This window comes from Pseudomonas sp. B707 (assembly GCF_022496685.1).
Lineage (GTDB): Bacteria > Pseudomonadota > Gammaproteobacteria > Pseudomonadales > Pseudomonadaceae > Aquipseudomonas > Aquipseudomonas paraglycinae.
In genome coordinates this window covers 273544-298414 of record NZ_WTVE01000035.1, presented here as the reverse complement: position 1 = coordinate 298414, position 24871 = coordinate 273544, and the positions used below count along the sequence as shown (strand labels likewise).

The window sequence follows — 24871 nt, the reverse complement described above, 5'->3', positions numbered from 1 at the left end:
CAGCGTCCTTGAGCGGGGTTTACGGTTCTATGCCATACAGATCGCAATATTCCAGCCAGTCCATGCCGGCCATTTCCGCCACTTCGCGATGCACTTCCAGGCGTTGCGCCTGATACTCCTCGGGCGTCGCGGCGGTGAGTTGCAGCGTCAGTTCCCAGGCGAACAAACCCTGGCTTTCGGCCTCGGCTTCGAAGGCTTCGTGCAGACGTTCTTCGCGGTACTGCGCCTGGGTTTCGCCCTTGGCCTGGGCCAGCAGCGGGTTGAGGTGGTCAAGGGCTTCGCGCAGTTCCGGGCGCGCATCGAGAAACAGTTTCAGGGCCTGTTCGTGTCGCTGGTCAGTAGGCGCCATGGGCTTTCCTTGTAAGGCTGATGACCGTTAATGTGCCGCAGCGGCCGGCATGTGTCGCGCTCTAAATGCAGTAAAGCAGAACGATTTTTGGCGTTGCGGTGATACAGTCCGCTTTTTTCCGAATGAGCGAATGCAATGCGAATGCTGATGGTGGCGCTGGCGGCAACCCTGCTGGCCGGTTGCGCGGGTTCGGCGATGGAAGACGCCCGCACGCAAACCCCTTACAAGACCCTGAATTCGGACAAGCCCGAAAAAGTCGTGGCCCAGTGCGTGCAATTCGCCTGGCAGGACGAAGCGGTGTTCGGCGTGGACGCGGCGGCGTATCTGCAACCGGGCAAGAAGGGCGGTTCGACGGTCTATACGCGCTCGGCGGAGTCGTTTGTCGACTTGACCACGGATGCGTCCGGCACGGTTTTGAATTACTACGCGCAGAAGGATGATTTTGTGGCCAAGCGCCGCTTGGCAGCGCTGGCGACCTGTCTGTAACGGGCAGTTGAATGCGTTGAAATTTGCGACCCTCGCCAGCCTGCGGGCGAGGGTCGCTGAATTCAATCAATCAAACGCTTCTGGAAGAAATGCCGCTTGTGCCCCAGCGGATAATCCACAATCTCGCCACACTCGGTATATCCCAGTTTTTTGTAGAACCCGGGCGCCTGAAAATCAAAGGTATCGAGCCAGATCCCCACGCAGTCCTTTTCCCGGGCGAATTCCTCGACCATGTTCATCAGCTTCGAGCCGATGCCCTGTCCCCGGCCTTCCTCCGGCACCGCCAGCAACTCGATAAACAGCCACCGATAAAACGTGTGCCCATAGAGGCCACCGAGGATCGCGTCGTTATCGTCGCGCACCAGCAACGCGACCGGTTCGTACAGCGAAGGTCCGGCCTTGGCGATGTTATGGGCACGCAGGGGCGCCAGGATGGCTGCGCGCTGTTCTTCGGTGGGGTCCTGTGACAGCTCGATCCGCAACGTCATGTTGTCTTCCTTGTAGTAATGAATCGGCAGCCTATCGCGCCGCAGCCGATTGAAGCAATCGCTTGGAACCGTCGCTCCCGCTCCGGGGTCTAGCCCTTTAGGGCGTCCATCCGGAACGCGTTTGCCTGGGAGATTCCATGAACATTTTCGAAGCCCTGCGTGAAAGCCATGATCGTCAGCGGACCTACGCGAAATCGTTGATCAAGACCAGCGGTGACACCCCGGAAAGGGTGGAGGCCTACAAGCAACTGAAGGCTGAGCTTCAGGCTCACGAAACGGCCGAAGAGCGCCATTTCTATATCCCGCTGATGGAGTTCGACAACGGTGTCGACCTCAGCCGCCATGCCATCGCCGAGCACCATGAAATGGACGAAATGATGGAAGAGCTCGACGAGACCGAGATGTCCAGCCCGGCCTGGCTGGCCACGGCGAAAAAGCTCTCGGAGAAGGTCCATCACCACCTGCAGGAAGAAGAGCAGAAGTTCTTCCAGATGGCCGGCAAGCTGCTCGACGACAAGCAAAAGGAGCAGCTCGCCGGGCAGTATGAAAAGGAGTTCAAGGCGCAGCTTCCCTGAAGCGGTGAATGCAGGTTTTTGTAATGACGCGGTGTAGTCCTTTTGCCATGTGTCGGGTGAGCGTCGTCGCAATATACTGTGTTTATATACAGTGTTTTCGGCGTTTTTCGAGTTTCGTCGAGGCAGACTGCGACAAAACCGCCGATGGACAAAAAATCCCCCTCCGTTAGCTTGAAGGCCTCTCCTCGGACAGGAGAGTTCTTAAATCAACGGAGTGAAAAACATGAACCAACCACAAGCTCAAACCCAACTGCGACACGGTCGCGTCATTTCCCCTGCAAGCCGCGGCGCGGTGGCCATCGAGCAAGGATTGCTCGGCGGCTGGCAGGTCAATGAAATGGAAGGCGGCAAGAACTTCCCGGCACTCGCGGCCGGTCCGTTCCCGGCGCCCTTCGAAAGCGACAACCCGAGCGTCGTACCGCCGGCTGACGGCTATATTCTCAGTGGCGGCAAGAACGACGCACGTGACTGTGTGAACTTCACCGCAGAAGAAATGAGCAAGAAACTCGGGCGTCCGTTCTCCTGGCCGCTGCTCAATGTCACCCCCGGCCAGACCCTTGAGGTCAAATGGGAGTACACCGCGCCGCACACCACCCGCGGTTATCGCTGGCTGATCACCAAGGATGGCTGGGACCCGAAACAACGCATCACCCGAGCGCAACTGGAAGCGCAACCCTTCGCCGAGGATTTCTATCCGCAAGTGCCGTACTACAGTCATTCGGCGGAACTGAAAGCCAAGGTCAACCACGCCGTGAAACTTCCGGACAACAAGCAGGGTCATCACGTCATCGCCCTGATGTGGATCGTCGCCAACACCGGCAACGCCTTCTATCAGGCCTTCGATGTGGACTTCAAATAAGTCCGCAACGTCAAACCCACACGTTCTGAAGGATTAGAACATGTCAAACATCGACTTCACCCTATTGAAAAACCAGGCCAGCGACGCGGCGTCGCTGATGCCAAGCCTTGCCGGCAAGAAGATCCTCATGGGCTTCTGGCACAACTGGCCGGCCGGCCCGAGCGACGGTTACCAGCGCGGTCAGTTCGCCAACATCGCGCTGGAAAACGTGCCGAAGGAATACAACGTGGTCGCGGTGGCCTTCATGAAGGGCAGCGGGATTCCGACCTTCAAGCCGTTCAACGTCTCCGATGCCGAGTTCCGCCGTCAGGTCGGCGTGCTCAACAGTCAGGGACGGGCCGTGCTGATTTCCCTGGGCGGTGCCGATGCGCACATCGAGTTGCGCGCCGGTCAGGAGCAACCGCTGGCCAACGAAATCATCCGTCTGGTGGAAACCTACGGCTTCGATGGTCTGGACATCGATCTTGAACAGAGCGCGATTGATTTCGCTGCCAACAAGACCGTCCTGCCGGCCGCGCTGAAACTGGTCAAGGATCACTACGCAGGCCAGGGCAAGCATTTCATCATCAGCATGGCGCCGGAGTTTCCGTACCTGACCACCTCCGGCAAATACGTTGGTTACCTGCAAGCGCTGGAAGGCTATTACGACTTCATCGCTCCGCAGTTCTACAACCAGGGCGGCGACGGGGTCTGGGTGCCGGAAGCCAATAACGGCAACGGCGCGTGGATCGCCCAGAACAACGACGCGATGAAAGAGGATTTCCTCTATTACCTGACCGAGAGCCTTGTGACCGGTACTCGCGGTTTCACGAAGATCCCGGCGGACAAGTTCGTCATCGGCCTACCGGCCAACGTCGATGCCGCCGCCACCGGTTACGTGATCGACAAAACCGTGGTCGGCAACGCGATGAAACGTCTGGCGGTCAAAGGGCATCCGATCAAGGGCCTGATGACCTGGTCGGTGAACTGGGACAACGGCACCAGCAAGGATCGCGTGCCGTACAACTGGGAATTCAGTCGTCGTTATGGACCCCTGATTCACGGGGCGCCGTCTGCGGCCCAGGGCACTGATACAGCAACGGTGAACGTGGCGCATCAGTAGTCAATGAAGGAAAAGCCCGGTAGCGCTGCCGGGCTTTTTTTCGTCGGCGGTTCGCATCATTTCACCTACCATGGCCATCTTCCGATGACAAAAAAGGATCAGGCGTCATGTCCAACACAGCCGAGCGGGTCAACATCGTCGATACCCAGGTGTTGTCCCACGACTGGTATCTGCTGAAGAAAATCACCTTCGACTATCACCGCAACAACGGTGACTGGCAGCGCCAGACGCGCGAGGTCTACGACCGTGGCAATGGCGCGGCGATTCTGCTGTTCAACCGCGAGCAGCACACCGTGGTGCTGACCCGGCAGTTCCGCCTGCCGGTGTTCGTCAACGGTCATGACGGTCTGCTGATTGAAGTGGCGGCCGGATTGCTTGAAGGCGCGGCGCCGGAGCAGCGCATTCGCGACGAGGCCGAGGAAGAAACCGGCTACCGCGTGCATGACGTGAAGAAGGTGTTCGAGGCCTACATGAGCCCCGGCTCGGTGACCGAGAAACTGCACTTTTTCATCGCCGAGTACGATGCCTCGTCAAAGGTCAGTGAGGGGGGCGGTCTGAAAGAAGAGACCGAAGAACTTGAAGTGCTGGAGTGGCGTTTCGACGACGCGCTGGCGGCGTTCCATCGAGGCGAGATCTGCGATGCCAAGACCATCATGCTGCTGCAATACGCGGCGATGAATAACCTGTTTGGCAGTTAAAACAAGTCACCGGTTTTACCGATGTCCGACCACTGGCCACCCTCCAGGGTCAGCAAGCGCTCCTTGGCTTCCAGGCCTCCGGCAAAACCGGTCAGTTTGCCTGAGGCACCGATGACTCGGTGGCACGGCGCAATGATCGAAATCGGATTGCGCCCGTTCGCCGCGCCGACGGCACGCACCGCGCTCGGGTGACCGATCTGTTCGGCGATCTGGCTGTAGGTGCGGGTTTCACCAAACGGAATGGTCAGCAGTGCGGCCCAGACCTTTTTCTGGAAGTCGGTGCCGGCAAAGTCCAGCTCCAGATCGAACGCGTTTCGCGTTCCTGCAAAATATTCTTCCAGCTGTCGCGCGGTTTTCATCAACACCGGATTGTCCGGTGCTTCGCTCATCGGTCCCAGTCGCACCCGGTTCGGTTTGTCGTTTTCCCAGAGGATGGCGGCCAGACGTGAGCCGTTCGCGACCAGCTTCAACTCGCCGATGGGCGAGGGCAGGGTGATGAACGTATAGGCCATGGGGAAAACTCCGGGTTGGGGCGAAAACTGCGCCCAGCATACTGCCGGATCAGGGAGGCGCAAACCGTAATCGCGACCATACTGGCTGATGCTCTTGAAGCGCTTTCCTACCTTATAAAAAGAAGAGACCGACTCATGAAGTACGAACCTTTTGCCAAATCGCTGATTGCGACCTCATTGGTGCTCAGCTGCCTAATGGCCCACGCCGCCTCGGTTGCCCCGGTTGCTGCCGAAAACGGCATGGTGGTCACCGCCCAGCACCTGGCCACTCACGTGGGTGTCGACGTGTTGAAAAGTGGCGGCAACGCGGTGGATGCGGCGGTCGCCGTGGGCTATGCACTGGCGGTGGTTTACCCGGCGGCGGGCAACCTCGGTGGTGGTGGTTTCATGACCATTCAACTGGCGGACGGACGCAAGACCTTCCTCGACTTCCGCGAAAAAGCCCCGCTGGCCGCAACGGCCAACATGTACCTCGACAAAGACGGCAACGTCATTCCGGACCTGAGTACCCGTGGCCACCTCGCGGTCGGCGTTCCGGGAACCGTGTCCGGCATGGAGCTGGCGCTGAGCAAGTACGGCACCAAGCCGCGCAAGGAAATGATTGCCCCGGCCATCAAACTGGCCGAAGACGGGTTCGAACTGGAGCAGGGCGACGTCGAGCTGCTGGAATACGCCACTGACGTGTTCAAGAAGGACATCAAGGATTCCGGTGCGATCTTTCTGAGCAACGGCGAACCGATGCAGGTCGGGCAGAAACTGGTGCAGAAGGACCTGGGCAAAACCCTGCGCACCATTTCCGAAAAAGGCGCCGACGGTTTCTACAAAGGCTGGGTGGCCGACGCCATCGTCACGTCCAGCCAGGCCAACAAGGGCATCATCACCCAGGCCGACCTTGACAAATACAAGACCCGCGAACTGGCCCCGGTGGAGTGCGACTATCGCGGTTATCACGTCGTATCGGCACCGCCTCCAAGCTCCGGCGGGGTGGTGATCTGCCAGATCATGAACATCCTCGAAGGCTATCCGATGAAAGATCTGGGCTTCCATTCGGCCCAGGGCATGCACTACCAGATCGAGGCAATGCGCCATGCGTACGTGGATCGCAACAGCTATCTGGGCGACCCGGATTTCGTGAAAAACCCGATCGAACACCTGCTGGACAAGAACTACGCGACCAAGCTGCGCAACGCGATCCAGCCGCAGAAGGCCGGTGTGTCGGCGGAACTCAAACCCGGCGTCGCGCCCCATGAAGGCAGCAACACCACGCACTATTCGATCGTCGACAAGTGGGGCAACGCGGTCTCGGTCACCTACACCCTCAATGACTGGTTCGGTGCGGGGGTGATGGCGAGCAAGACCGGGGTGATCCTCAACGATGAAATGGACGACTTCACCTCCAAGGTCGGCGTGCCGAACATGTACGGCCTAGTGCAGGGCGAAGCCAACGCCATCGCTCCCGGCAAGGCGCCGCTGTCTTCGATGAGCCCGACCATCGTCACCAAGGACGGCAAAGTGGTGATGGTGGTCGGTACGCCGGGTGGCAGTCGCATCATCACCGCGACCCTGCTGACCATGCTCAACGTCATCGACTACGGCATGGGCCTGCAGGAAGCGGTCGATGCGCCGCGCTTCCACCAGCAGTGGATGCCGGAGGAAACCAACCTCGAAGACTTCGCCGCCAGCCCCGACACGAAGAAGATTCTCGAGAGCTGGGGCCACAAGTTTGCGGGGCCGCAGGACGCCAACCACATCGCCGCGATTCTGGTCGGTGCACCGTCGCTGGGGGGTAAACCGGTCGGCAAGAACCGCTTCTACGGCGCCAACGATCCACGGCGCAACACCGGGTTGTCATTGGGTTACTGAGCAGAGTAAAAAGGGGGCGGGCACACGTCCGCCCCTGTCTCAAGGACCGATCAAGGAAGGCTCACCATGACCACCGCATTGCTGATCATCGATGTCCAGCGCGCCCTGTGCACAGGCGAATACGAGTGCCACGACATCAAACGGGTGATCGATACCATCAACGGCCTCAGCGCCCGCGCGCGTCAATCGGGTGTGCCGGTGGTGTTGATCCAGCACAACGAAAAGGACAGCCCGTTTGCCCACGGTGCCGAGGGCTGGCAACTGGCTGACGGCCTGGCCACCGCGCCCGGCGATCTGCGCGTCGACAAGACCGCCAACGACTCGTTCTACCAGACCAACCTGCAGAAACTGATCCCCCGGGAAGACTTCGATCGCCTGGTGATCTGCGGCCTGCAAACCGATTACTGCGTCAACGCCACCGTGCGCCAGGCCCATCAACTGGGCTACGACGTGGAACTGGCGGCCGACGCGCACTCCACCGTCGACAACGGCAACATGAGCGCCGAAGACATCATCGCCGAACACAACAAGGACTGGGCGCACCTGACCGGTTCCGTGGCGAGGATCGATGTGAAGCCGGCGGCCGGGATCACATTCTGACTCTTTCTTGCGCTAGAGCCCGGTTGCCCGCCATCGATAGCCCGGGCCCGGCATACTGCCGCCGCCTCAGGAATGGAATCTGTCGATGCTCGTTTTCAATCTCCGTCACGCCTTGCTGCTGACGTCTTTCGTATTTGCTACCGCCTCCCACGCTGCCAGTTTCGACTGTGCTGGCGCTTCCAGCCCGGTTGAAAAAGCCGTTTGTGCGGATCCGTATACCTCGAGTCTCGATGAGAAACTCGGGGCGCTCTGGCGGACAACGTTGGCGCAGGTGGCTGACCCGCAAGCGCTCAAGGCTGATCAGCGTTCATGGTTGAAACAGCGCAATCAATGCGCTGCCAATAGCTCCTGCCTGCGCCGTGAATATTTGATGCGTCTGAAAGCACTTGAATACGTGGCCAAGCCTTTCAGCTGGGATGCCACCTGGCAGATGATTCCGTGGGGCGTTTCATCGGCGGCAGAAGTCATAACCAAGCGTGTGGACGCCACGCATATTGCCTTTGATGTTTCTGCGTCAAATGGTGGCAACTCTGGTGACATGGACGGTGTGGCCACAATCGACGGTGCCGTAGCGCATTTCGCTGAAGGCAACTGCACCCTGAAATTCAGCGCCCTCAACGGTTTGCTGGATGTTGATTCCGACGGAGGTGAGGGGGCTTGTGGTGGCGGGATGGGCGTTTACTACGATGGAAGGTATGTGGCATCTGACCAACCGATCGCGATTGAATACGACTTGCTGAGCCTTGGCGTCGTGCGTACGCAGCAAGAAGATCAGGCATTACGCACGTTGCTCAAAAATGACTATCGGACGCTGCTGCAAAATAGCGGCTCAATGGCAGCCGGCGAGACCTCTAGTGATGTGCCGGGGGGTGAGGTCAATGAGTTCTGGCTGCGAGGTCTGGCTTCCAGCAACGCGGCGATTCTGATGAGCGCGCCGGGAGGCCGAGTTTGGCTGGTGCTATTGGTTTTCGATGAGCAACGCAAAGTCAGGGCGCGGTATTACACCAACGTTCCCAAATGGAAAAAGCGGGTGCCTGATGTGCTGCTGGCATGGCGTGAACGTTTGGCGGGGGATGCGACACTACCTCTGGACCTGATGCCCTGACTCTCCCGTTCAGGTCGCAAACATCAACCTGCGAACATCACTCACCGGCTCGGACACCGCACCGCTCAACACCAACCGCGTAATCGTCTCCGCCGCCACCGCATAATCCTCATCCTGCGGCACCTCCCGTCCGGTGATGCGCCCCATCTGCCAGCCAATGTTGGTATAGGTGCGCGTCGCCGACCAGATAAACAGCATCAGATGCTCGGGATCCACCGGCGCCAGCAGCCCGCGGTCGATCCAGCTGCGCAGGCACTCGACATTGCGCCGGGCTTCGCCGTGCAGCAGGTCGCGGCATTCGTCGGGCAACTGGCGGCCGCCGAGCAGCAACTCACCACTGAAAACCTTGGCGATTTCCGGATGCTCGCGGGCGATGCGGATGCGGGCGGCAACGTAGGCGCGCAGGCCAATCAGTGGGTCGTCGCTTTCGCGCAGCACCGCCGAGGCTTCCAGCAACGGTTCGACGAAGCCGAGCAGCACTTTGCCGTAGAGGTTTTCCTTGCTCTGGAAGTAGTAATAAAGATTGGCCTTGGGCACACCGGCGCGGGCGGCGATGTCGCGGGTCTGGGTCGCGTCGAAGCCGTTGGCGGCGAATTCTTCACTGGCGGCGGCCAGGATCAGTTGCTGGTTGCGTTCGCGGATGCTGCTCATGGACGGCATGGAGGGTCTGGCCATTTCGGGTTTGAAATATACAAAACTATATAGCGATTAGGCCAGCGAACTCGCTCCTCAGCGCTATGCTGGTTTCAATTTCAGTAACCTCAGGAAAGTGACAATGACCCTTCAGGCACTGCGCGCCACGACGATTCACCTCGACGCGGTGGCGAAGCTGTTCGACGGCTATCGCGGTTTTTATGGCCAGCCGTCAAATCTCAAGCAATCGCTGGCCTTCATCGCCGAACGCATGGCCGGCAATGAATCGGCGATTTTTCTGGTTGAGGATGAAAGCGGTGAGGCGCTGGGATTCGTGCAGCTGTATCCGACGTTTTCCTCGATTGACGCCCATCGCACCTGGTTGCTCAGCGACCTGTTCACCTCGCCGGCCGCCCGTGGCCGTGGAGTGGGGCGACTATTGATGAACACCGCCCGCAACTTCGCCGTCGAAACCGGCGCCAAGGGACTGGTGCTGGAAACCGCCACCGACAATTTCACCGCCCAGGGTTTGTACGAATCACTCGGTTGGGTACGTGACACCGGCTATTACACCTACCTGCTGGACTTGCGGCAGGGCTGATCCGCTCAGTCGGCCCTCAGCAACCGCTCGATCTGCGCCAGCTCCCAGGTGCTGAGCAGGCTGACCGGGTCGGTGCCGAAACGCTGAGTCGTGTCGAGTCGCCACACCCGATCTTCCGGGCACCGGCAATGCAGGCAGTGATGCAGGCGCTGACCGTCAAAGTCGAGCAACAGCTGCCAGCCGTCGATCTCGACCGAGATCTGGCCGGGCCCGGATTCCTGCGCAATATGCTGTAGCGCGCAAACCTCCAACGCCGCATCGCGCAATCGCTGGCAGACTTCGCGAGTGGATAGCGGTGACATGTTCAAACCCGTTGATCGATGAAGCGCGCAAGCATAGAGCGCCAACCCGTTCCTGTCAGCGATTGCTAGCCCACGCCGGCGCATTTGCGTAACATCCGCAACCCTCTTTTTCCGCGGCGCTCTTTTGCGCCAATGCATGCGGCCGCGCCCGTCGGCCGCTCTGTCAGGTAAGCCATGAAACCGATTCGTCTGCGCGCCGATGTCCTGGCCGGACTCACCACCTCGTTTGCCCTGTTGCCCGAATGCATTGCGTTTGCGCTGGTGGCCCACCTCAATCCGCTGATGGGCCTGTACGGCGCCTTCATCATTTGCACGCTGACCGCGCTGTTCGGTGGCCGGCCGGGCATGGTGTCCGGAGCGGCCGGTTCGATGGCGGTGGTGATCGTCGCGTTGGTGGTGCAACACGGTGTGCAATATCTGTTAGCGACGGTGTTGCTCGGTGGCTTGATCATGATGGCGTTCGGGCTGCTGCGGCTGGGCAAACTGGTGCGCATGGTGCCGCACCCGGTGATGCTCGGGTTCGTCAACGGTCTGGCGATCATCATCGCGCTGGCGCAACTGGAGCATTTCAAGAGCGGTGAACAGTGGCTCAGCGGCACGCCGTTGTACCTGATGACCGGGCTGGTGCTGCTGACCATGGCCATCGTCTACATCCTGCCGCGCCTGACCCGCGCCGTGCCGCCGGCACTGGTGGCGATCCTCGGCGTCGGTTTGCTGGTTTACCTGCTCGGCCTGCCGACCCGCACCCTCGGCGACATGGCGCACATCGCCGGCGGCTTGCCGACCTTCGCGCTGCCGGACATCCCGTGGACGCTGGACACCCTGCGCATCATCGCGCCCTACGCGATTCTGATGGCGCTGGTCGGCCTGCTGGAAACCCTGCTGACCCTCAACCTCACCGACGAAATCACCGAAACCCGTGGCTATCCGGATCGCGAATGCGTGGCGTTGGGTGCGGCAAACGTAGTCTCCGGTGCCTTCGGCGGCATGGGCGGTTGCGCGATGATCGGTCAGACCGTGATCAACCTCAGTTCCGGCGGGCGCGGGCGTTTGTCCGGGGTGGTGGCCGGGGTTTTGATTCTGCTGTTCATTCTGTTTCTGTCGCCGCTGATCGAGCGGATTCCGCTGGCGGCGCTGGTGGGCGTGATGTTCGTGGTGTCGCAGCAGACGTTTGCCTGGGCCTCGTTGCGGGTGCTGAACAAAGTGCCGCTCAACGATGTGCTGGTGATCATCGCGGTAACCACCATCACGGTGTTCACCGATCTGGCCACGGCAGTGCTGTGCGGGATCATTATCGCGGCGCTGAATTTTGCCTGGCAGCAAGCGCGCGAGCTGTACGCCGATGAACATCTGGAAGCGGACGGCAGCAAACTGTATCGCCTGCACGGTACGCTGTTCTTTGCCTCGACCACGCCGTTCCTCAATCAGTTCGACCCGGCCAGTGACCCGCAACGGGTGACGCTGGATTGCCGGCACCTGAGCTTTGTCGATTACTCGGCCATCGCCGCGCTGAAAACCCTGCGCGAACGCTATGCCAAGGCGGGCAAGCAGTTGCAGGTGTTTCACCTGTCCGAGCGCTGCAAGAAGTTGCTGAAACGCGCCGGGGTCGATCACGACTGAGATCGACCCCGGTCACTGGTCAGGCATCGATGGCGGGGAAGTCGATATCGGTCAGCGCCACGTTGTTCAGGTAGTTGGTGAGGGTTTGCGCGGCGACGACGGCGATCACTTCGATGATCTTCTTGTCGTCGATGCCGGCAGCGCGGGCGGCGGCAATCTGCTCATCGTTCAGATGACCACGGGTTTCGGTCAGTTGATGGGCGAGGGTGGCAAAAGCATTCAACCGACCGTGACGCGCTTCGATGATTTCTTCTGCTGCCAGCCCGGCCTTGCTGGCGAACAGGGTGTGCGCCGCCAGGCAATAGTCGCAACCGTTGACTTGCGAGGTGGCCAGATACACCGCCTCTTTTTCCTTGGCGCTCAGTGAGGTCTTGCCCAGAGTGGCGGAGATTTGCACGTAGGCATCCAGCGCGACAGGTGCGACGGCGAGGGTCTTGAACAGGTTGGGCAGGAAGCCGATTTTTTTCTGCACGCCTTCGAGTGTCGGGCGAGTGGCGTCGGTGGCGGTTTCGAGGCTGAGAGGGGCGATGCGGCTCATGGTGATTCTCCGAAATTCCGGTGCGAAGTGCGCCGGGGATGGAGTGAATGCTACGGAGCGCGGCTGGTACTTTGGGTGCAAATCGTCGAGGATATGCGACAGATCGTCCAAACCTGTCCTTGCGAGAATCAGTCATGGATCGCCTTTCCACGCTGCTCAGCCACTTCGGCGTCAATGCCGGCACCTTTCACAGCGGCACGTTCTGCGGGGTGAGCGCCTACGGCGGCGATCAGGTGTGCGGGCATGTGCACCTGTTGCAGGCGGGGGAGCTGTTGCTCAAACCCGGGAGTGATCCTGAAATTTCGCTCAACGAACCGACCCTGATCTTTTTCCCCCGTCCCATGGCCCATCGCTTGTTCGCCGATGAAGGCATGGGCACGCAACTGGTGTGCGCTTCGCTGACCTTCGACGGCGGTGCGGGCAATGCTTTGGCGGAAGCGCTGCCGGATTATCTGGTGCTGAAACTCGCCGACCTCCCGGAAATGGCCAACACCCTGGAGTGGCTGTTCAAAGAAGCTTTCGACGGACACTGCGGGCGCGAAGCGGTGATGGACCGATTGTTCGAATTGCTGGTGATTCTGTTGTTGCGCCATTTAATCAGCAGTCGCAACCAGCAGCCGGGCATGATGGCCGGGCTGGCCGATCCGAAGATTTCCCGAGCCTTGAACCTGATGCACGACCAGCCGGCCAAGGCCTGGAGCGTCGCCGAGCTGGCGAGTGCCGCCAATCTGTCCCGCGCCGGTTTCGCCGAACACTTCCGGCGGGTGGTGGGGCAGACGCCGGTGGATTATCTGGTGAGCTGGCGGATCAGCCTCGCGCAGAAACGCCTGCGTGAGGGACGGCCGATTGCGTTGATCGCCGAAGAGGTCGGTTATGAAAGTCCGTCGGCGCTGGCCCGGGCGTTTCGGCGCAAGACCGGACTCAGCCCGCGAGAATGGAAATCCGGCGCGAGCTGAAAACTATTTGGCGAATTTCTTCGCCCCGGCCACGCACAGGATCACCCCCAGCGTCACCACCAGCATGCTCACGCTGACATGTTCATGCAGCAAGGTCGCGGCCAGTGCCAGGCCGAAAAACGGCTGCAGCAATTGCAGCTGCCCGACCGCCGCAATCCCGCCCTGAGCCAGCCCGCGATACCAGAACACAAAACCGATCAGCATGCTGAACAGCGAAACGTACGCGAGGCAAACCCACGCCGACACGCTGATACCGCTGAACGAGGCGGGCGCCAGCCATACGCTCAGCACGGCCATCACCGGCAACGACAGTACCAGCGCCCAACAGATCACCTGCCAGCCGCCGAGGGTGCGCGACAGTTTTGCGCCTTCGGCGTAACCGAGGCCGCAGGCGAGGATCGCTGCCAGCATCAGCAGATCACCGGTGGGCGAGGCGGTCAGGCCTTGTGAGATAGCAAAACCGACCACCAGCGAACTGCCCAGCACCGAAAAAATCCAGAACACCGGACGCGGCCGCTCACCGCCGCGCAGCACGCCGAAAATCGCCGTCGCCAGCGGCAGCAGTCCTACAAACACAATGGAATGCGCCGACGTCACGTATTGCAGCGCCAGGGCCGTTAACAACGGGAAACCCACAACCACGCCCAGCGCGACGATCAGCAACGACAACCACTGATCCCGCGCCGGACGCCGTTCGCGAAACAGCCACAACAGGCACAACGCCAGGGCGCCGGCGATGGTCGCGCGGATGACGGTGAGAAACACCGGGTCGAATTCCAGCACCGCCAGCCGCGTGGCAGGCAGCGAGCCGCTGAAGATCACGACGCCGATAAAGCCATTGATCCAGCCGCTGGTTTTTTCCAGGGCCGGGGTGCCGAGTTGGGTGGTTCGTTCCATACGCATTGCGCTCAGTGGTGGGTTGCGTTGAAACAATCCTAGGGACGAGAATCAGCACAATCAAAGAATTGTCATGGATACAGCCCGACATGCCGCGCTCCCGTTACAAGACCCTCGTCGACACCTATGCCGCCGACATTCGCTCCGGTCGCCTTTTGCCCGGCACTCGCTTACCGACTCACCGGCAACTGGCAGCGAACGAAGGGCTGGCGCTGGTCACCGCCTCGCGCGTATACGCCGAGCTTGAGGCCATGGGCCTGGTCAGCGGCGAAGCCGGGCGCGGCACGTTTGTGCGGGAAACGTCGTTGTTGCCGGGGCAGGGGATTGACCAGAAGGACGTCGCGGTCGGCATGATCGATCTGAACTTCAACTACCCGTCATTGCCGGGGCAGGCCGAGCTGCTGCGCACCGCGTTGCGGCAACTGGCGCTGTCCGGCGACCTCGAGGCGCTGCTGCGCTATCAGCCCCACGCCGGTCGCCAGCATGAACGGGCCTCGGTGGCGCGGCACCTGCAAACACGGGGTTTGAGTGTCGACGCCGAGCAGGTGTTGATCGTCAACGGCGCCCAGCAAGGGCTGGCGGTAACGCTGATGGCGCTGCTCAAACCCGGTGATGTGATCGCCGCCGACGCCTTGACCTACTCCGGATTCAAAGTACTGGCCGAAGCGCTGCACCTGGAAGTGGTGGCGATTCCCGTCAATGAGCAGGGCCCCGATCTGGCGGCCCTCGACAAACTCTGCCGCCAACGACCGGTGCGTGCCGTGTACAGCATGCCGACCCTGCACAATCCATTGGGCTGGGTAATGCCTCTGGCACAGCGCGAGGATTTGATCGCGATTGCCCGCCGGCATGATCTGACGATCATCGAAGACGCGGCCTACGCCTTTCTGGTCGATAACCCGCCGCCCCCGTTGGCCGATCTCGCGCCGGAACGCACGGTCTACGTGTCGGGCCTGTCGAAAAACATCGCCACCGGCCTGCGTGTCGGCTTCATTGCCGCGCCGGTCGAGCAGGTGGCGGCGCTGGAGCGGATCATCCGCGCCACCACCTGGAACACCCCCGGCGTGATGACCGCCATCGCCTGCGGCTGGCTCGACGACGGCACCGTCACCTTCCTCGAAGCACAAAAGCGCAGCGACGCCCAAGCCCGGCAAGCACTGGCTGCTCAGATCCTCGAAGGTCTCCCGACCGTCAGCCATCCCTCTTCGTATTTCCTTTGGTTGCCGCTGCCGGAAGATGTGCGGGCCGACCACATCGTGGTCGAGTTGATGCACGAGCAGGTTTCCGTCACCACCGCAGAACCCTTCACCGTGTCCACCCATGTGCCGCACGCGATTCGCCTGGCGCTGGGATCGGTGGACATGCTTGTCCTGCGTCAAGCCTTGCTCAAAGTTCGTCAGGTCGTGGGCGCCTACCTGTAGCGCAACTTGCCGCGCACGATTACCCTTGGCGCCGCCGAAGATCTGGAAATCCCTGATGAAAAACGCTGTATTGACGCTCGCCCTGATCCTCAACGCAGGCCTGTTCAGCACGCCAATACTGGCTGCCGGTGACGCCGAGGCCGGCGCCAAAATCTTCCCGCGCCTGTGCGGCGGCTGCCACCAGGTCGGCGAATCCGCCCGCCCGGGTTTCGGCCCGGAACTCAACGGCATCATCGGCCGCCCGGCGGGGACGTCGGCGAATTACGTGTATTCCGACGCGATGAAAAACTCCGGCCTGACCTGGGATCGTGAAACGCTGACGAAGTATCTGAAGGATCCGAAGGGCGTGGTGCCGGGGACGCGGATGATCTTTTGGGGGCTGAGTGATGAAGAGAAGATCGATAATTTGTTGGCGTATCTTCAGACCTTTTCTCAGCAATGAAGCGTCTGTGCGGGAGCTGCGCAATGCAGTTCCCGTTCACTGTGAAGAACTGCCAGCAGCGATTGCCCGGTTGATGACACGGTTCTGGACCCGATTGAAGACCAACACCTGATTCAATCGCGGGTCAGCCGAGTCCGTTAACTTCGGTGAGTGACGTCTGGCAGGCTACGCGATTACGACCCTCGGCTTTCGCCTGATACAACTGTTGATCAGCACGTTTGAGCAGTGCTGTCGGAGCGTTGTCGGCCGGGTCGGCCAGGCCGACACCGATGCTGACCGTCACCGCGCCGGCCGCTGGAAAGGTCGCCTCGGCAATCGCTGACCGAATCTTCTCGGCGACGATATCAGGCGTATCGGGCTTGGCGATTTCCGGCAGCAGCACCGCAAATTCTTCGCCTCCGTAACGGGCGACAAAATCCGTGCTCCGGATGCTGATCTGGATCAGCTGCGCCAATTGCTGCAGTACGTCGTCGCCGGCTGCATGGCCGTGAGTGTCGTTGATGTGCTTGAAGTGATCGGCATCAATCAGAAGCAATGCAAACGGCCGCCCGGTACGACGAAACAACAGGCTGTATTCGGTGAGTTTTTCGTCGAAGCGGCGACGGTTGTAGACACCGGTCAAGCCATCGTGGGTAGCGAGGTTCAGCAACTCGGCGTTGGCCAGGGTCAGGGCCGCCGTGCGTTGGGCGACGGTGGCTTCGAGCGAAGCGTTGGTCTCTTGCAGCTCACGCTCCTTGGCAAGCAGCGACTGGGTCATGGCATCGATGGACTGGCCGAGCTGGGCAATTTCCCGCACGGGATGCCGGAGCGGAAAGTCCGCACCAGGCTGGTTGTTCTGCACTTTTTGGGCTGAACGCGCGAGGTGCTCGATGGGTCGGCTCAGGTACAGCGCCAGGTAATACGCAACCAGTCCGAATGCCACGGCGGCGAAAACCCCCAGCAACAGCAATTTATAAAACAGCAGTCGCGCCGGTTGCAGCGCAGTGTCCAGTGGTTGACGCACGGCAATCGACCACGACAGCGCGGTGCCCGTAGGCGTCGGCACAGTCACCTCGCTGGTCAGGTACCCGTTGCCGACGACCCAGCCCGGGGACTTCTGATCCTTGGCCGGCATTTGTTGACCAACCAGCGCTTCCGGGTACAGCACCTTGCCGTCGTGATCGATGATCAGCGCTTCGATATCCGGCTCCGCCCCCTTGTGCGACATCGCTGCCGATTCGACGATGTGCGTGACCCAGCTCCAGTGCGCATGGGCGCCGAGCACACCGATCACCTGCCCATCGGCGTTGCGGATGGGCGCGGCGAAGTCGATGAAGCGCAGTGGCTCGCCGTTGGGCAGACCCGGCAACAGTTTCGCCAACAAAACGGCTTCGTGCGGATCGCCGGTGTATTCCCCGCGCAGACCGGCCTGAAACCATGGGCGCTGTAGCACGACCTGACCTACCAGCAAACCGTTGACTGCCTGATGCACACGCCCCTGAGCATCGGTCACCCCCATCCACGCATATTCGGAGCGGGCTTCGGTGCGCAGCTGCATCGATTTGAGAATTGCCGGATTGTCCAGATCGCCGCGTTCCAGATGCGGCGCCCGGCTGAGCAGATAGACCTCCAGTTGCCGCTCGCGCAACTGCTCGCCCAGCAGTGTCGCCGCCGACCGCGCGGTACTCAGCAGCGCATTGCCGCTGGCGCGTTTCATTTGCTCAGTGGCGATATCACCGACGTAAAAGCCCACGCTCAATAGCGTCAGCAGAGACAAACCGGCAAACCAAAGGGTCAGGTGGCTGCGCAGACTGGCTTTGAGCATGGAGAAATGTCTGTTTTTATTGAAGTGGCGCCATGGTATGCGACATCGCGGACGGGCTGCCAGCAAGGCGTTTAATGAAAGTCTGCCGAGGCCGATATCAATGAGCCACTGCGTTCGGTAAAGTGTGCGCCGCCCGAGAGACGGATCCCGGGCGTTTTCCCATGGAGTCTCGCAGTGAAATACCTCAGCAAAGTAGTCGCCGCCGCACTGTTCGGTGTGGTTCTGGCAGGTTGCACCGGCACGCCGATGAACACCAGACATTACGACAGCAGCCAATACACCGTGATTGGCCACAGCGAAGCCACTGCCACCGGCCTGATGCTGTTCGGCGTGATCCCGATCCGGCAGAACAGCCGTTTCGTCCGTGCGCAAGAGGCCGCCATCCAGGCCAAGGGCGGCGATGCCATGATCAACACTCAGATTCAGGAAAACTGGTTCTGGGCATGGGTCCTGAGCGGCTACACCACCAAGGTCTCCGGTGACGTGGTCAAACTGAAAACCGTGCAATAAGCACCGGTTGGACGTGAAAAAGCCCGGCTGATCAGGCCGGGCTTTTCTTTGTGTTGCGGTAAAACAGCGGAGTTACGCTACGCGGCGTTCCAGCAGACGATCCGAGCCACCTTCGGCAACGCGACGTTCTTGCAGGCGATCAGCGCCACCTTCGGCAACGCGGCGTTCGATCAGACGATCAGCGCCACCTTCAGCCACACGGCGTTCTTGCAGGCGATCAGCGCCACCTTCAGCAACGCGACGTTCTTGCAGGCGATCAGCGCCACCTTCAGCAACGCGGCGTTCTTGCAGACGATCCGAACCACCCTCGGCCAAGCGACTTTCAATCAACCGATCCGAACCGCCTTCGGCGATCATGGTGTGGGCGGGTTTGGCTGCAAAAGCGTTGACTGCAAGAACCGAGAAAGCGATGCCGAGAAGGATTTGGCGTTTCATGATCGTGTGCTCCAGGGGTGTTGTTTGTTGGGTATGGAGCCGATGTTACGCCGCGGATTTTTTATGAGAACTTCATTGAACTGATGGTGACTATCGACGCCAGCAATGAATGCCAGGACCCTTGTTCTAGGGCACCAGCGGCCGAATGCACAGCTCTCCGGTGGCGCGGGTCAGGGCCAGATCATGCAGCGCATCACGGGTCAGGCCGGTACGCGCCTTGGCCAGCCACGCCGGGCAGTTCGGATCGTGACGGTAGGGTGTGAAGTCGGCGTATTGCTGCAGCAGACGGGTTTGCAACTCGTCCAGACGCGGGCGAATCTGCTTGCCCAGATCCGGTCGCGGCGTGTCCGGCGCGGCACCGGCCGCTTGCCATTGTGCGAGCAAACCGTACTGCACCAGTTTGTTGGCCTCCATCTGCGCGGCAATCAATTGCGCGACGTCTTCCGGATCGAGCTTGCGTTCGGCAGCCAGCTTGCGGGCGTTGTCGATCACCTGCGCCTCACGGGGACTGTCCTGGATCGGCTTGCCGCTGTCCCATTTGGTCAGGGCGACGAGGTCGCCGATGTTCAGGCGTTCGTTCAGGGTGTTCACCAATCCTTGCACCACTTCGGGCGAGGGCGCGGGGCCGGCGTGGACGCTCGTCGCCAGAGCGGTCAATAAGGTGCAACTCAGCAGAAACGGGGAACGGCGCATGGGAGGTATTCACTTCCTGTCGTGATGGAGAGGCTTTGCAGATTGGTCGGGGTGCAGATTACGAAGTTTTAATGCAAACGGGTACGACCTGAACCGCATTGCATACCTTAGACTCTGTCATCAGCTCCCACCCGAGACGGACCCTCAATGCAAACCCCCGCTCAATCCCCCCTCTGGAAAACCTACCTGCTGTTCCTGGCCCCGATGGTGCTGTCGAACTTCCTGCAATCGATGTCGGGCACGGTTAACAGCATCTACATCGGCCAGATGCTTGGTACGCAGGCGCTGGCGGCGGTGTCGGGGATGTTTCCGATCATTTTTTTCTTTATCGCGCTGGTCATCGGTCTGGGCGCCGGGGCAGGGGTGTTGATCGGTCAGGCGTGGGGCGCGCGTGAGTCGCACATGGTCAAGGTGATTGCCGGGGCGACGTTGTTGCTGGGGGTGTTGATCGGGCTGGTGGCGGCGGTGCTGGGCAGTGTGTTTGCGCGTGAGGCCTTGCAGGGTTTGGGGACGCCGGCGGATGTGCTGGATGATGCGGTGGCCTATGCCCGGGTGATGATGTGGACCTTGCCGGTTGTGCTGGTGTACGTGTTGTTCACCCAGTTGTTGCGCGGGGTGAGTGACACGCTGTCGCCGATGCTGGCGCTGTTGCTGTCGACCGTGGTCGGACTGGCGCTGACCCCGGCGTTCATTCGCGGCTGGTTCGGCTTGCCGCAACTGGGGATTCAAAGCGCGGCGTTCGCCGGTCTGGCCGGTACGCTGGCGGCGATGGCGTGGCTGTCATGGAGCCTGATCCGCAAGGGCCATCCGCTGGCGCCGGATCGCGAGTTCTTCGCGGCGCTGCGACTGGACGGCGCGATTCTCGGCAAGGTGTTGCGCATCGGTCTGCCGACCGGGGTGCAGATGATCGTGCTGTCGCTGTCGGAGCTGGTGATTCTGGCGCTGGTCAACCAGCACGGCTCGCAGGCGACGGCGGCCTACGGCGCTGTGACGCAGATCGTCAACTACGTGCAGTTTCCGGCGCTGTCGATTGCGATCACCGCGTCCATCCTCGGCGCCCAGGCAATCGGTGCCGGACGGCTTGAGCGGATGGGGCCGATCCTGCGCACCGGGCTTTGGATCAACGTGTGCCTCACGGGTGGTTTGATCCTGGCGGGCTACCTGTTGTCGCACTGGTTGCTCGGGCTGTTTCTGACCGAAGACTCGACCCGGGTGATGGCCGAGCATCTGTTGCACATCATGTTGTGGAGCCTGCTGATCTTCGGTTTCCAGGCGATCATCGGCGGCATCATGCGCGCCAGCGGTACGGTGCTGGTGCCGGTGGGCGTGGCGATCATCTGCGTACTCGGCGTGCAGTTGCCGGCGGCCTACTGGCTGGACGGGCAGTTCGGTTTGCAGGGCGTGTGGATGGCGTTTCCGATTGCGTATCTTGGGATGCTGGTGCTGCAGACGCTGTATTACACGCGGGTCTGGAAGCACCAGAAGATCGAGCGGTTGGTGTAACGGACTGATCCGGTTGGGCGTTGGCGGAACTGGCGCAAGTGACGGATGTTTGCTTAAGTCATTCGAGCCCCATCGGGCGCCGGAGCATTGCATGTCGATTCGATTGTTGTTGGCGGCCGCGTCTTTCCTGACCTTCATCCCTGCTGCGAATGCGGTGGAGTACACCCGGGTCAACACCACCGCCAGCCAGATCAGTTTCACTTACAGCCAGATGGGCTCGCAGATGTACGGCACCTTCGGCAAGTTCGACGCGATGCTGGATTTCGACAGCGACAACCTGGCCAGCGCCCGCACCACGCTGCACATCGACCTGACCAGCATCGACGCCGGCAGTGAAGACGCCAACACCGAGTTAGTGAAACCGGCGTGGTTCGACACCAATAAATTCCCGGTGGCGGTGTTCGAATCGACCCGCTTCAGCCCGGCCGGCGACAACCGTTATCTGGTCGACGGCCACCTCACCCTCAAAGGCATCACCCGTGAGGTGCAGGTGCCGGTGCAACTCAAACCCGACAGCAGCATCGGCATTTTCGACGGCGAACTGGTACTCAAGCGCGACGAGTTCGGCCTCGGCGCGGGGGAGTGGGCGGACACCGTGGTGTCCAAGGACATCGACATCAAGTTCAAGGTCGTTGCCCCCGCGCAGTGAAGGGCCTCAATACGCCCGCCAATGTCCCGGCATCCAGCGCCATTGGTTGCCGGCCCAGCGGTAATGCCCGGCGACCCAGTGATAACCCGGCGCAGGCATGACCGGAACCACTTCGACGATCGGTGGTGGCCGATGCGGGCGAACCGGTTCGACGACACAGCCCGACAGGGTGATCGCCACCAGCGCGGCAGCGAGCAAGCATTTCATTGTTTTCGCGCAACGCAGAACGTTCATGGCAGCTCCTCAAGGCGTGCGTCGGAAAATGAACGCAGCTGAAAAATTGGACGCCAAATCGGCGAAAGATCCGTTCTCGGGCAGATGAAATTTTTGTCAGGCTTGCACAGGGTATGATGTCGCGGTTCGCCGGTCGCTCAACCCACCCGGCAACTTGTGTTTTACCGCCGGAGTTCCCCCGCCATGCCCCGCATCACCCACTACAAATCCCCATGCCCCGAAGGCGTCAACAGTCAGATCCTGCAGATGGTGGTCGACAACCTGACCGACATCAGTGCCATCGGCCTCGGCCCGAGCAACCTGTTGTACAACGTCTATCAGTACGCGGTCGGCTACGAGGTGCATCTGTATCTGGAGGCGTTGAACGGCGAGAAGGGCACTGAGGTGGAACTGCTGGTGGCCACCGATGACGATGATCCGGAGCAGGTGATCGGCTTCCTGTTGTACCTGCCGGTGCAGGGTGATTGGGAGGCGTGCAACGTGGCCTATCTGGCAGTGCGCGAGGGGCATCGACGTCAGGGCGTAGCCCGTTCGCTGATCGCGGACATGGTGGCGCGTTACCCCCATGCCGAGCTGACCTGCAGCATCGGCAAGGTGCCGTATTTCGAGGCGCTGGGCTTTGAAGTGCTGGGCCAACTGGAGACGCAGGTGCTGATGAGCACCCGGCACTACCGCAGCAACGGGCTGCGCGGTTTTATCGACACGACGCCGATCTACCGTTCGCTGGAAGTGCAGCAGATCCACACCTACTTGCTGCAAAAGCACGGCAAGCGGGCAATGCTCGATGCCGAGAAACAGCGCGACCGGCATCTGGATCAGGTCACTCGCCGCACCGAAGAATTTGTTCGTCAGCGTCTGACCGTTCACTGATCCCTTCCCTTTGAAACGACGAAAGCCCTTGTTGCGATCAGCGCAGCAAGGGCTTTTTTGTGCCGGTGATTTCAGGACAGTTTCACGTTCATGGTGATCCGCGCCGTGAACACTTTCTTGCCTTCGGCGTCGTGGACATCCACCGGCACGATCTTGTCGCCTTCGGTCTGCCAGTCCAGTCCTTCGCCGTTGGCCACGGCGGTCACGTCGGTCTTGGCCTTGGCCAGGTATTCGACGGTCATGCCTTTTGGAATCCAGCGCGCGCCGGCGGGAATCGACACGTCGGTCATCATCCCGGCCGCCAATTCGGCAGCGTTGCACAGGGCGATTGCGTGCACGGTACCGAGGTGGTTGGTGATCTCGCGGCGAAACGGCACTTGCACCTGCGCCGAACCTACCCGCAACTCGGTCACCAGCGGATTGATGGTGCTGAAGTACGGCGCGACCTGGCAGGCCATTTGGCTGAACGCCTGGGAACCGACGCTGTTGAACATGCTGAGAAACTGACTCATGGATGAAGCCTCGCAGTAAATGGATTTACAGAATCATGTTCCGTTACAGAATATTGTTCTGTAACGGAACGGTATTCTGTCCGCGGGAAATCTGTCAACCTGTGCGTGTTTCGATCATCGGCACGGATGTGCCCTTTACCCGGATTTTCAAGGCTCATGGACACCGCAGATCTACTCGAACGCAGCTACCCCGGCCGCCGCGCCGAACTCAAGCGCGACATCTTTCGCAAGGCCCTGCGCCTCTTCAACGAGCAGGGCATCGAGGCCACTACCATCGAAATGATCCGTGCCGAGTGCGACACCAGTGTCGGGGCGATCTACCACCATTTCGGCAACAAGGAAGGGCTGGTGGCCGCGCTGTTCTTCACCGCGCTGGAGGATCAGGCGCGCCTGCGCGACGCCTATCTGGCTGACGCGACGACCACCGAAGAGGGCGTGCAGGCGTTGGTCTACAGCTATGTGGATTGGGTCGAGAACCAACCGGAATGGGCGCGGTTCCAGTATCACGCGCGTTATGCCGTGACCCGGGGGCCGCACAAGGATGAACTGGCCGAGCGCAACAAGACCCGCAACCTTGGCCTGCGTAACTGGCTGGCCGAGTCGGGGCGTGCGGCTGAACTCAATGAATGCCCCGCCGAACTGCTGCCGTCACTGATCGTCGGGCAGGCCGACAGCTATTGCCGCGCGTGGTTGTCCGGGCGAGTGCAGGGCAGTCCGAAGGCTTATCGCGAATTGCTGGCCCAGGCCACGTGGCGTTCGATCCGCCGCGAACCCGAACGCTGATTTTCAGAGACAAAAAAAGAGCCTCAAGACTCTTTGATGGGGAGGAAGTAGAGCCCGCGAGGCTCAAGATGCGCATGAAGCCAGGTGCGGGCTTGATTGGGGTTCAGAGCACCCGCACCTACGCAACGGCTTGGCGGACCAAGCGACTGCGTAGTTCCATCGTAGGAAGGTGGGCTGATGCGCTCAAGTACCGTCAGTCACCTGCCTGGGTAGCGCGTGCGGCGGCTCTTTCGACCATCGCAATGATGGTTGCCAACAGCTCGTCACGGGCCTGTTCGGCGCTGATTTCGCTGGTGGCCGCCGCTTGTGACAAGGCTTCGGCGGCGCCGAGCATGGCACGTAATCCTGCCTGACCGATCTCTGCGCCGTCAGCGAAAGGCGAGAGCACGCTGCGGCACTTCTCCAGAAAGATCGCCTCGTATTCGCGCTTGATCCTCTCCAAATCCGGCGTGCTCGCCAAGGCGGCAATCACTCCCGGAATCTCGTTGCCCTGGGTCAGCACGCAATCGACATACGCCGTGGCAATCACCGTCGCAGTGCCGCTCAAGGTCGCTTCGGCATTGGCCAGTGCTGCGTCCATCACCGCCGTCTGGCGTCGGTCGAAATCCTGATACAGCGCTGCGAGCAGACCGGCGCGGGTGGTGAAATGGTCGTAGACCACCGGTTTGGTCACGCCGGCCTTTTCCGCCAGATAGCCGAGGGTCAGGGCATCGGTGCCTTCTTCGCGAATCAGTTGCCAAGCCATGTCGAGCAACTGGCGCTGGCGGTCTTCCCGTGACAGGCGTCGACGGGGTTGTGCGGGTTCTGGGATTTCAGTGGTTGACATCGCTT

The 24871-nt window shown here is 60.8% G+C and carries 30 protein-coding genes and 1 pseudogene; 18 read left to right on the top strand and 13 right to left on the bottom strand.

Going from position 1 to position 24871, the window contains the following annotated elements:
• Positions 1-19: 19 nt before the first annotated feature.
• Positions 20-349 carry a DUF6388 family protein gene (locus GQX66_RS26500; protein WP_007958215.1) on the bottom strand — a complete coding sequence of 110 codons (330 nt, stop codon included), beginning with the start codon at positions 347-349 and terminating at the stop codon, positions 20-22.
• 135 nt (positions 350-484) lie between these two features.
• Between GQX66_RS26500 and GQX66_RS26495 the strand changes: the two genes are divergently transcribed.
• A complete protein-coding gene (locus GQX66_RS26495) occupies positions 485-835 on the top strand; it encodes a hypothetical protein (RefSeq protein WP_007958217.1) in 351 nt (116 codons plus the stop codon).
• A 62-nt stretch (positions 836-897) separates the two neighbouring features.
• On the opposite strand, the gene GQX66_RS26490 is transcribed toward GQX66_RS26495, so the two are convergent.
• On the bottom strand, positions 898-1323 hold the full coding sequence (locus tag GQX66_RS26490; protein WP_011334932.1) for a GNAT family N-acetyltransferase: 426 nt from the start codon (positions 1321-1323) through the stop codon (positions 898-900).
• A 137-nt stretch (positions 1324-1460) separates the two neighbouring features.
• On the opposite strand from GQX66_RS26490, the gene GQX66_RS26485 reads away from it, so the two are divergent.
• The 4 genes and pseudogenes from GQX66_RS26485 (at position 1461) to GQX66_RS26470 (ending at position 4557) form a co-directional block, all read left to right on the top strand.
• Complete coding sequence (locus tag GQX66_RS26485; protein ID WP_115078454.1) at positions 1461-1898, top strand: hemerythrin domain-containing protein; 438 nt, start codon at positions 1461-1463, stop codon at positions 1896-1898.
• A gap of 223 nt (positions 1899-2121) precedes the next feature.
• The gene (locus GQX66_RS26480; RefSeq protein WP_240872020.1) at positions 2122-2757 is read left to right on the top strand and encodes a lytic polysaccharide monooxygenase auxiliary activity family 9 protein; all 636 of its coding nucleotides are present in this window, start codon (positions 2122-2124) and stop codon (positions 2755-2757) included.
• Between the two features lie 40 nt (positions 2758-2797).
• A pseudogene (locus tag GQX66_RS26475) lies at positions 2798-3799 on the top strand (chitinase); the annotation flags it as partial.
• Positions 3800-3966: 167 nt separating this feature from the next.
• The gene (locus GQX66_RS26470) at positions 3967-4557 is read left to right on the top strand and encodes an NUDIX domain-containing protein (protein WP_240872019.1); all 591 of its coding nucleotides are present in this window, start codon (positions 3967-3969) and stop codon (positions 4555-4557) included.
• On the opposite strand, the gene GQX66_RS26465 is transcribed toward GQX66_RS26470, so the two are convergent.
• Positions 4554-5069 carry a methylated-DNA--[protein]-cysteine S-methyltransferase gene (locus tag GQX66_RS26465; RefSeq protein WP_240872018.1) on the bottom strand — a complete coding sequence of 172 codons (516 nt, stop codon included), beginning with the start codon at positions 5067-5069 and terminating at the stop codon, positions 4554-4556. The two genes, GQX66_RS26470 and GQX66_RS26465, sit on opposite strands and share 4 nt — an antisense overlap.
• A 135-nt stretch (positions 5070-5204) precedes the next feature.
• Between GQX66_RS26465 and ggt the strand changes: the two genes are divergently transcribed.
• From ggt to GQX66_RS26450, 3 genes are all read left to right on the top strand, one after another.
• A complete protein-coding gene (ggt, locus tag GQX66_RS26460; RefSeq protein ID WP_240872017.1) occupies positions 5205-6932 on the top strand; it encodes a gamma-glutamyltransferase in 1728 nt (575 codons plus the stop codon).
• A gap of 66 nt (positions 6933-6998) precedes the next feature.
• Positions 6999-7532, top strand: coding sequence for a cysteine hydrolase family protein (locus GQX66_RS26455; RefSeq protein WP_011334925.1), 534 nt, complete (start codon positions 6999-7001; stop codon positions 7530-7532).
• A gap of 85 nt (positions 7533-7617) precedes the next feature.
• A complete protein-coding gene (locus tag GQX66_RS26450; protein ID WP_240872016.1) occupies positions 7618-8637 on the top strand; it encodes a lysozyme inhibitor LprI family protein in 1020 nt (339 codons plus the stop codon).
• Between the two features lie 9 nt (positions 8638-8646).
• On the opposite strand, the gene GQX66_RS26445 is transcribed toward GQX66_RS26450, so the two are convergent.
• On the bottom strand, positions 8647-9288 hold the full coding sequence (locus GQX66_RS26445) for a TetR/AcrR family transcriptional regulator (RefSeq protein ID WP_240872054.1): 642 nt from the start codon (positions 9286-9288) through the stop codon (positions 8647-8649).
• Between the two features lie 124 nt (positions 9289-9412).
• Between GQX66_RS26445 and GQX66_RS26440 the strand changes: the two genes are divergently transcribed.
• Positions 9413-9871: a GNAT family N-acetyltransferase gene (locus tag GQX66_RS26440; protein WP_240872015.1), complete on the top strand. Its 459-nt coding sequence runs from the start codon at positions 9413-9415 to the stop codon at positions 9869-9871.
• Between the two features lie 5 nt (positions 9872-9876).
• Here the strand turns inward: GQX66_RS26440 and GQX66_RS26435 are convergent, their stop codons facing one another.
• On the bottom strand, positions 9877-10173 hold the full coding sequence (locus GQX66_RS26435) for a hypothetical protein (RefSeq protein ID WP_240872014.1): 297 nt from the start codon (positions 10171-10173) through the stop codon (positions 9877-9879).
• Between the two features lie 174 nt (positions 10174-10347).
• Here GQX66_RS26435 and GQX66_RS26430 point away from each other — a divergent pair, with 174 nt between their 5' ends.
• Complete coding sequence (locus GQX66_RS26430; RefSeq protein WP_085613247.1) at positions 10348-11793, top strand: SulP family inorganic anion transporter; 1446 nt, start codon at positions 10348-10350, stop codon at positions 11791-11793.
• A gap of 19 nt (positions 11794-11812) precedes the next feature.
• Here GQX66_RS26430 and GQX66_RS26425 read toward each other — a convergent pair whose 3' ends face one another.
• Entirely contained in the window at positions 11813-12331 is a 519-nt protein-coding gene (locus tag GQX66_RS26425) for a peroxidase-related enzyme (protein ID WP_085746004.1), read from the bottom strand.
• A 134-nt stretch (positions 12332-12465) separates the two neighbouring features.
• Here GQX66_RS26425 and GQX66_RS26420 point away from each other — a divergent pair, with 134 nt between their 5' ends.
• Positions 12466-13287, top strand: coding sequence for an AraC family transcriptional regulator (locus GQX66_RS26420; protein ID WP_085746005.1), 822 nt, complete (start codon positions 12466-12468; stop codon positions 13285-13287).
• 3 nt (positions 13288-13290) lie between these two features.
• Here GQX66_RS26420 and GQX66_RS26415 read toward each other — a convergent pair whose 3' ends face one another.
• The gene (locus tag GQX66_RS26415; RefSeq protein WP_085746006.1) at positions 13291-14184 is read right to left on the bottom strand and encodes a DMT family transporter; all 894 of its coding nucleotides are present in this window, start codon (positions 14182-14184) and stop codon (positions 13291-13293) included.
• A gap of 89 nt (positions 14185-14273) precedes the next feature.
• Here GQX66_RS26415 and GQX66_RS26410 point away from each other — a divergent pair, with 89 nt between their 5' ends.
• The gene (locus tag GQX66_RS26410; protein WP_085746007.1) at positions 14274-15605 is read left to right on the top strand and encodes a PLP-dependent aminotransferase family protein; all 1332 of its coding nucleotides are present in this window, start codon (positions 14274-14276) and stop codon (positions 15603-15605) included.
• Between the two features lie 55 nt (positions 15606-15660).
• Positions 15661-16047, top strand: coding sequence for a cytochrome c family protein (locus GQX66_RS26405; RefSeq protein WP_240872013.1), 387 nt, complete (start codon positions 15661-15663; stop codon positions 16045-16047).
• Positions 16048-16171: 124 nt separating this feature from the next.
• Here GQX66_RS26405 and GQX66_RS26400 read toward each other — a convergent pair whose 3' ends face one another.
• Positions 16172-17851 carry a diguanylate cyclase gene (locus GQX66_RS26400; RefSeq protein ID WP_129972728.1) on the bottom strand — a complete coding sequence of 560 codons (1680 nt, stop codon included), beginning with the start codon at positions 17849-17851 and terminating at the stop codon, positions 16172-16174.
• Positions 17852-18025: 174 nt separating this feature from the next.
• On the opposite strand from GQX66_RS26400, the gene GQX66_RS26395 reads away from it, so the two are divergent.
• Complete coding sequence (locus GQX66_RS26395; protein WP_039767351.1) at positions 18026-18361, top strand: hypothetical protein; 336 nt, start codon at positions 18026-18028, stop codon at positions 18359-18361.
• Between the two features lie 72 nt (positions 18362-18433).
• Here GQX66_RS26395 and GQX66_RS26390 read toward each other — a convergent pair whose 3' ends face one another.
• Both GQX66_RS26390 and GQX66_RS26385 read right to left on the bottom strand, forming a co-directional pair.
• A complete protein-coding gene (locus GQX66_RS26390; RefSeq protein WP_240872012.1) occupies positions 18434-18796 on the bottom strand; it encodes a hypothetical protein in 363 nt (120 codons plus the stop codon).
• 126 nt (positions 18797-18922) lie between these two features.
• Positions 18923-19489 (bottom strand): chorismate mutase, encoded by a 567-nt coding sequence (locus tag GQX66_RS26385; RefSeq protein ID WP_240872011.1) that lies wholly within the window; start codon positions 19487-19489, stop codon positions 18923-18925.
• A 147-nt stretch (positions 19490-19636) separates the two neighbouring features.
• Between GQX66_RS26385 and GQX66_RS26380 the strand changes: the two genes are divergently transcribed.
• Positions 19637-20992 carry an MATE family efflux transporter gene (locus tag GQX66_RS26380; RefSeq protein WP_240872010.1) on the top strand — a complete coding sequence of 452 codons (1356 nt, stop codon included), beginning with the start codon at positions 19637-19639 and terminating at the stop codon, positions 20990-20992.
• A gap of 91 nt (positions 20993-21083) precedes the next feature.
• A complete protein-coding gene (locus tag GQX66_RS26375) occupies positions 21084-21641 on the top strand; it encodes a YceI family protein (protein WP_240872009.1) in 558 nt (185 codons plus the stop codon).
• Positions 21642-21647: 6 nt separating this feature from the next.
• On the opposite strand, the gene GQX66_RS26370 is transcribed toward GQX66_RS26375, so the two are convergent.
• Positions 21648-21875 (bottom strand): YXWGXW repeat-containing protein, encoded by a 228-nt coding sequence (locus tag GQX66_RS26370; protein WP_085746019.1) that lies wholly within the window; start codon positions 21873-21875, stop codon positions 21648-21650.
• 183 nt (positions 21876-22058) lie between these two features.
• On the opposite strand from GQX66_RS26370, the gene GQX66_RS26365 reads away from it, so the two are divergent.
• Positions 22059-22745 (top strand): GNAT family N-acetyltransferase, encoded by a 687-nt coding sequence (locus GQX66_RS26365; RefSeq protein WP_240872008.1) that lies wholly within the window; start codon positions 22059-22061, stop codon positions 22743-22745.
• 71 nt (positions 22746-22816) lie between these two features.
• Here the strand turns inward: GQX66_RS26365 and GQX66_RS26360 are convergent, their stop codons facing one another.
• Entirely contained in the window at positions 22817-23257 is a 441-nt protein-coding gene (locus GQX66_RS26360) for a hotdog fold domain-containing protein (protein ID WP_134023958.1), read from the bottom strand.
• A 156-nt stretch (positions 23258-23413) separates the two neighbouring features.
• Between GQX66_RS26360 and GQX66_RS26355 the strand changes: the two genes are divergently transcribed.
• On the top strand, positions 23414-24040 hold the full coding sequence (locus GQX66_RS26355) for a TetR/AcrR family transcriptional regulator (protein ID WP_134023960.1): 627 nt from the start codon (positions 23414-23416) through the stop codon (positions 24038-24040).
• A gap of 193 nt (positions 24041-24233) precedes the next feature.
• On the opposite strand, the gene GQX66_RS26350 is transcribed toward GQX66_RS26355, so the two are convergent.
• Entirely contained in the window at positions 24234-24866 is a 633-nt protein-coding gene (locus GQX66_RS26350) for a TetR/AcrR family transcriptional regulator (RefSeq protein WP_085746023.1), read from the bottom strand.
• Between the last annotated feature and the right edge of the window lie 5 nt (positions 24867-24871).

Coding starts and splice junctions, on each gene's coding strand:
- GQX66_RS26390 (WP_240872012.1), bottom strand. CDS start 18,796: ATGAAACGCCAAATCCTTCTCGGCATCGCTTTCTCGGTTCTTGCAGTC.
- GQX66_RS26410 (WP_085746007.1), top strand. CDS start 14,274: ATGCCGCGCTCCCGTTACAAGACCCTCGTCGACACCTATGCCGCCGAC.
- GQX66_RS26490 (WP_011334932.1), bottom strand. CDS start 1,323: ATGACGTTGCGGATCGAGCTGTCACAGGACCCCACCGAAGAACAGCGC.
- GQX66_RS26470 (WP_240872019.1), top strand. CDS start 3,967: ATGTCCAACACAGCCGAGCGGGTCAACATCGTCGATACCCAGGTGTTG.
- GQX66_RS26445 (WP_240872054.1), bottom strand. CDS start 9,288: ATGAGCAGCATCCGCGAACGCAACCAGCAACTGATCCTGGCCGCCGCC.
- GQX66_RS26440 (WP_240872015.1), top strand. CDS start 9,413: ATGACCCTTCAGGCACTGCGCGCCACGACGATTCACCTCGACGCGGTG.
- GQX66_RS26495 (WP_007958217.1), top strand. CDS start 485: ATGCGAATGCTGATGGTGGCGCTGGCGGCAACCCTGCTGGCCGGTTGC.
- GQX66_RS26450 (WP_240872016.1), top strand. CDS start 7,618: ATGCTCGTTTTCAATCTCCGTCACGCCTTGCTGCTGACGTCTTTCGTA.
- GQX66_RS26465 (WP_240872018.1), bottom strand. CDS start 5,069: ATGGCCTATACGTTCATCACCCTGCCCTCGCCCATCGGCGAGTTGAAG.
- GQX66_RS26430 (WP_085613247.1), top strand. CDS start 10,348: ATGAAACCGATTCGTCTGCGCGCCGATGTCCTGGCCGGACTCACCACC.
- GQX66_RS26420 (WP_085746005.1), top strand. CDS start 12,466: ATGGATCGCCTTTCCACGCTGCTCAGCCACTTCGGCGTCAATGCCGGC.
- GQX66_RS26360 (WP_134023958.1), bottom strand. CDS start 23,257: ATGAGTCAGTTTCTCAGCATGTTCAACAGCGTCGGTTCCCAGGCGTTC.
- GQX66_RS26500 (WP_007958215.1), bottom strand. CDS start 349: ATGGCGCCTACTGACCAGCGACACGAACAGGCCCTGAAACTGTTTCTC.
- GQX66_RS26485 (WP_115078454.1), top strand. CDS start 1,461: ATGAACATTTTCGAAGCCCTGCGTGAAAGCCATGATCGTCAGCGGACC.
- GQX66_RS26425 (WP_085746004.1), bottom strand. CDS start 12,331: ATGAGCCGCATCGCCCCTCTCAGCCTCGAAACCGCCACCGACGCCACT.
- GQX66_RS26480 (WP_240872020.1), top strand. CDS start 2,122: ATGAACCAACCACAAGCTCAAACCCAACTGCGACACGGTCGCGTCATT.
- GQX66_RS26375 (WP_240872009.1), top strand. CDS start 21,084: ATGTCGATTCGATTGTTGTTGGCGGCCGCGTCTTTCCTGACCTTCATC.
- GQX66_RS26350 (WP_085746023.1), bottom strand. CDS start 24,866: ATGTCAACCACTGAAATCCCAGAACCCGCACAACCCCGTCGACGCCTG.
- GQX66_RS26400 (WP_129972728.1), bottom strand. CDS start 17,851: ATGCTCAAAGCCAGTCTGCGCAGCCACCTGACCCTTTGGTTTGCCGGT.
- GQX66_RS26355 (WP_134023960.1), top strand. CDS start 23,414: ATGGACACCGCAGATCTACTCGAACGCAGCTACCCCGGCCGCCGCGCC.
- GQX66_RS26380 (WP_240872010.1), top strand. CDS start 19,637: ATGCAAACCCCCGCTCAATCCCCCCTCTGGAAAACCTACCTGCTGTTC.
- GQX66_RS26405 (WP_240872013.1), top strand. CDS start 15,661: ATGAAAAACGCTGTATTGACGCTCGCCCTGATCCTCAACGCAGGCCTG.
- GQX66_RS26370 (WP_085746019.1), bottom strand. CDS start 21,875: ATGAACGTTCTGCGTTGCGCGAAAACAATGAAATGCTTGCTCGCTGCC.
- GQX66_RS26415 (WP_085746006.1), bottom strand. CDS start 14,184: ATGGAACGAACCACCCAACTCGGCACCCCGGCCCTGGAAAAAACCAGC.
- GQX66_RS26365 (WP_240872008.1), top strand. CDS start 22,059: ATGCCCCGCATCACCCACTACAAATCCCCATGCCCCGAAGGCGTCAAC.
- ggt (WP_240872017.1), top strand. CDS start 5,205: ATGAAGTACGAACCTTTTGCCAAATCGCTGATTGCGACCTCATTGGTG.
- GQX66_RS26435 (WP_240872014.1), bottom strand. CDS start 10,173: ATGTCACCGCTATCCACTCGCGAAGTCTGCCAGCGATTGCGCGATGCG.
- GQX66_RS26455 (WP_011334925.1), top strand. CDS start 6,999: ATGACCACCGCATTGCTGATCATCGATGTCCAGCGCGCCCTGTGCACA.
- GQX66_RS26385 (WP_240872011.1), bottom strand. CDS start 19,489: ATGCGCCGTTCCCCGTTTCTGCTGAGTTGCACCTTATTGACCGCTCTG.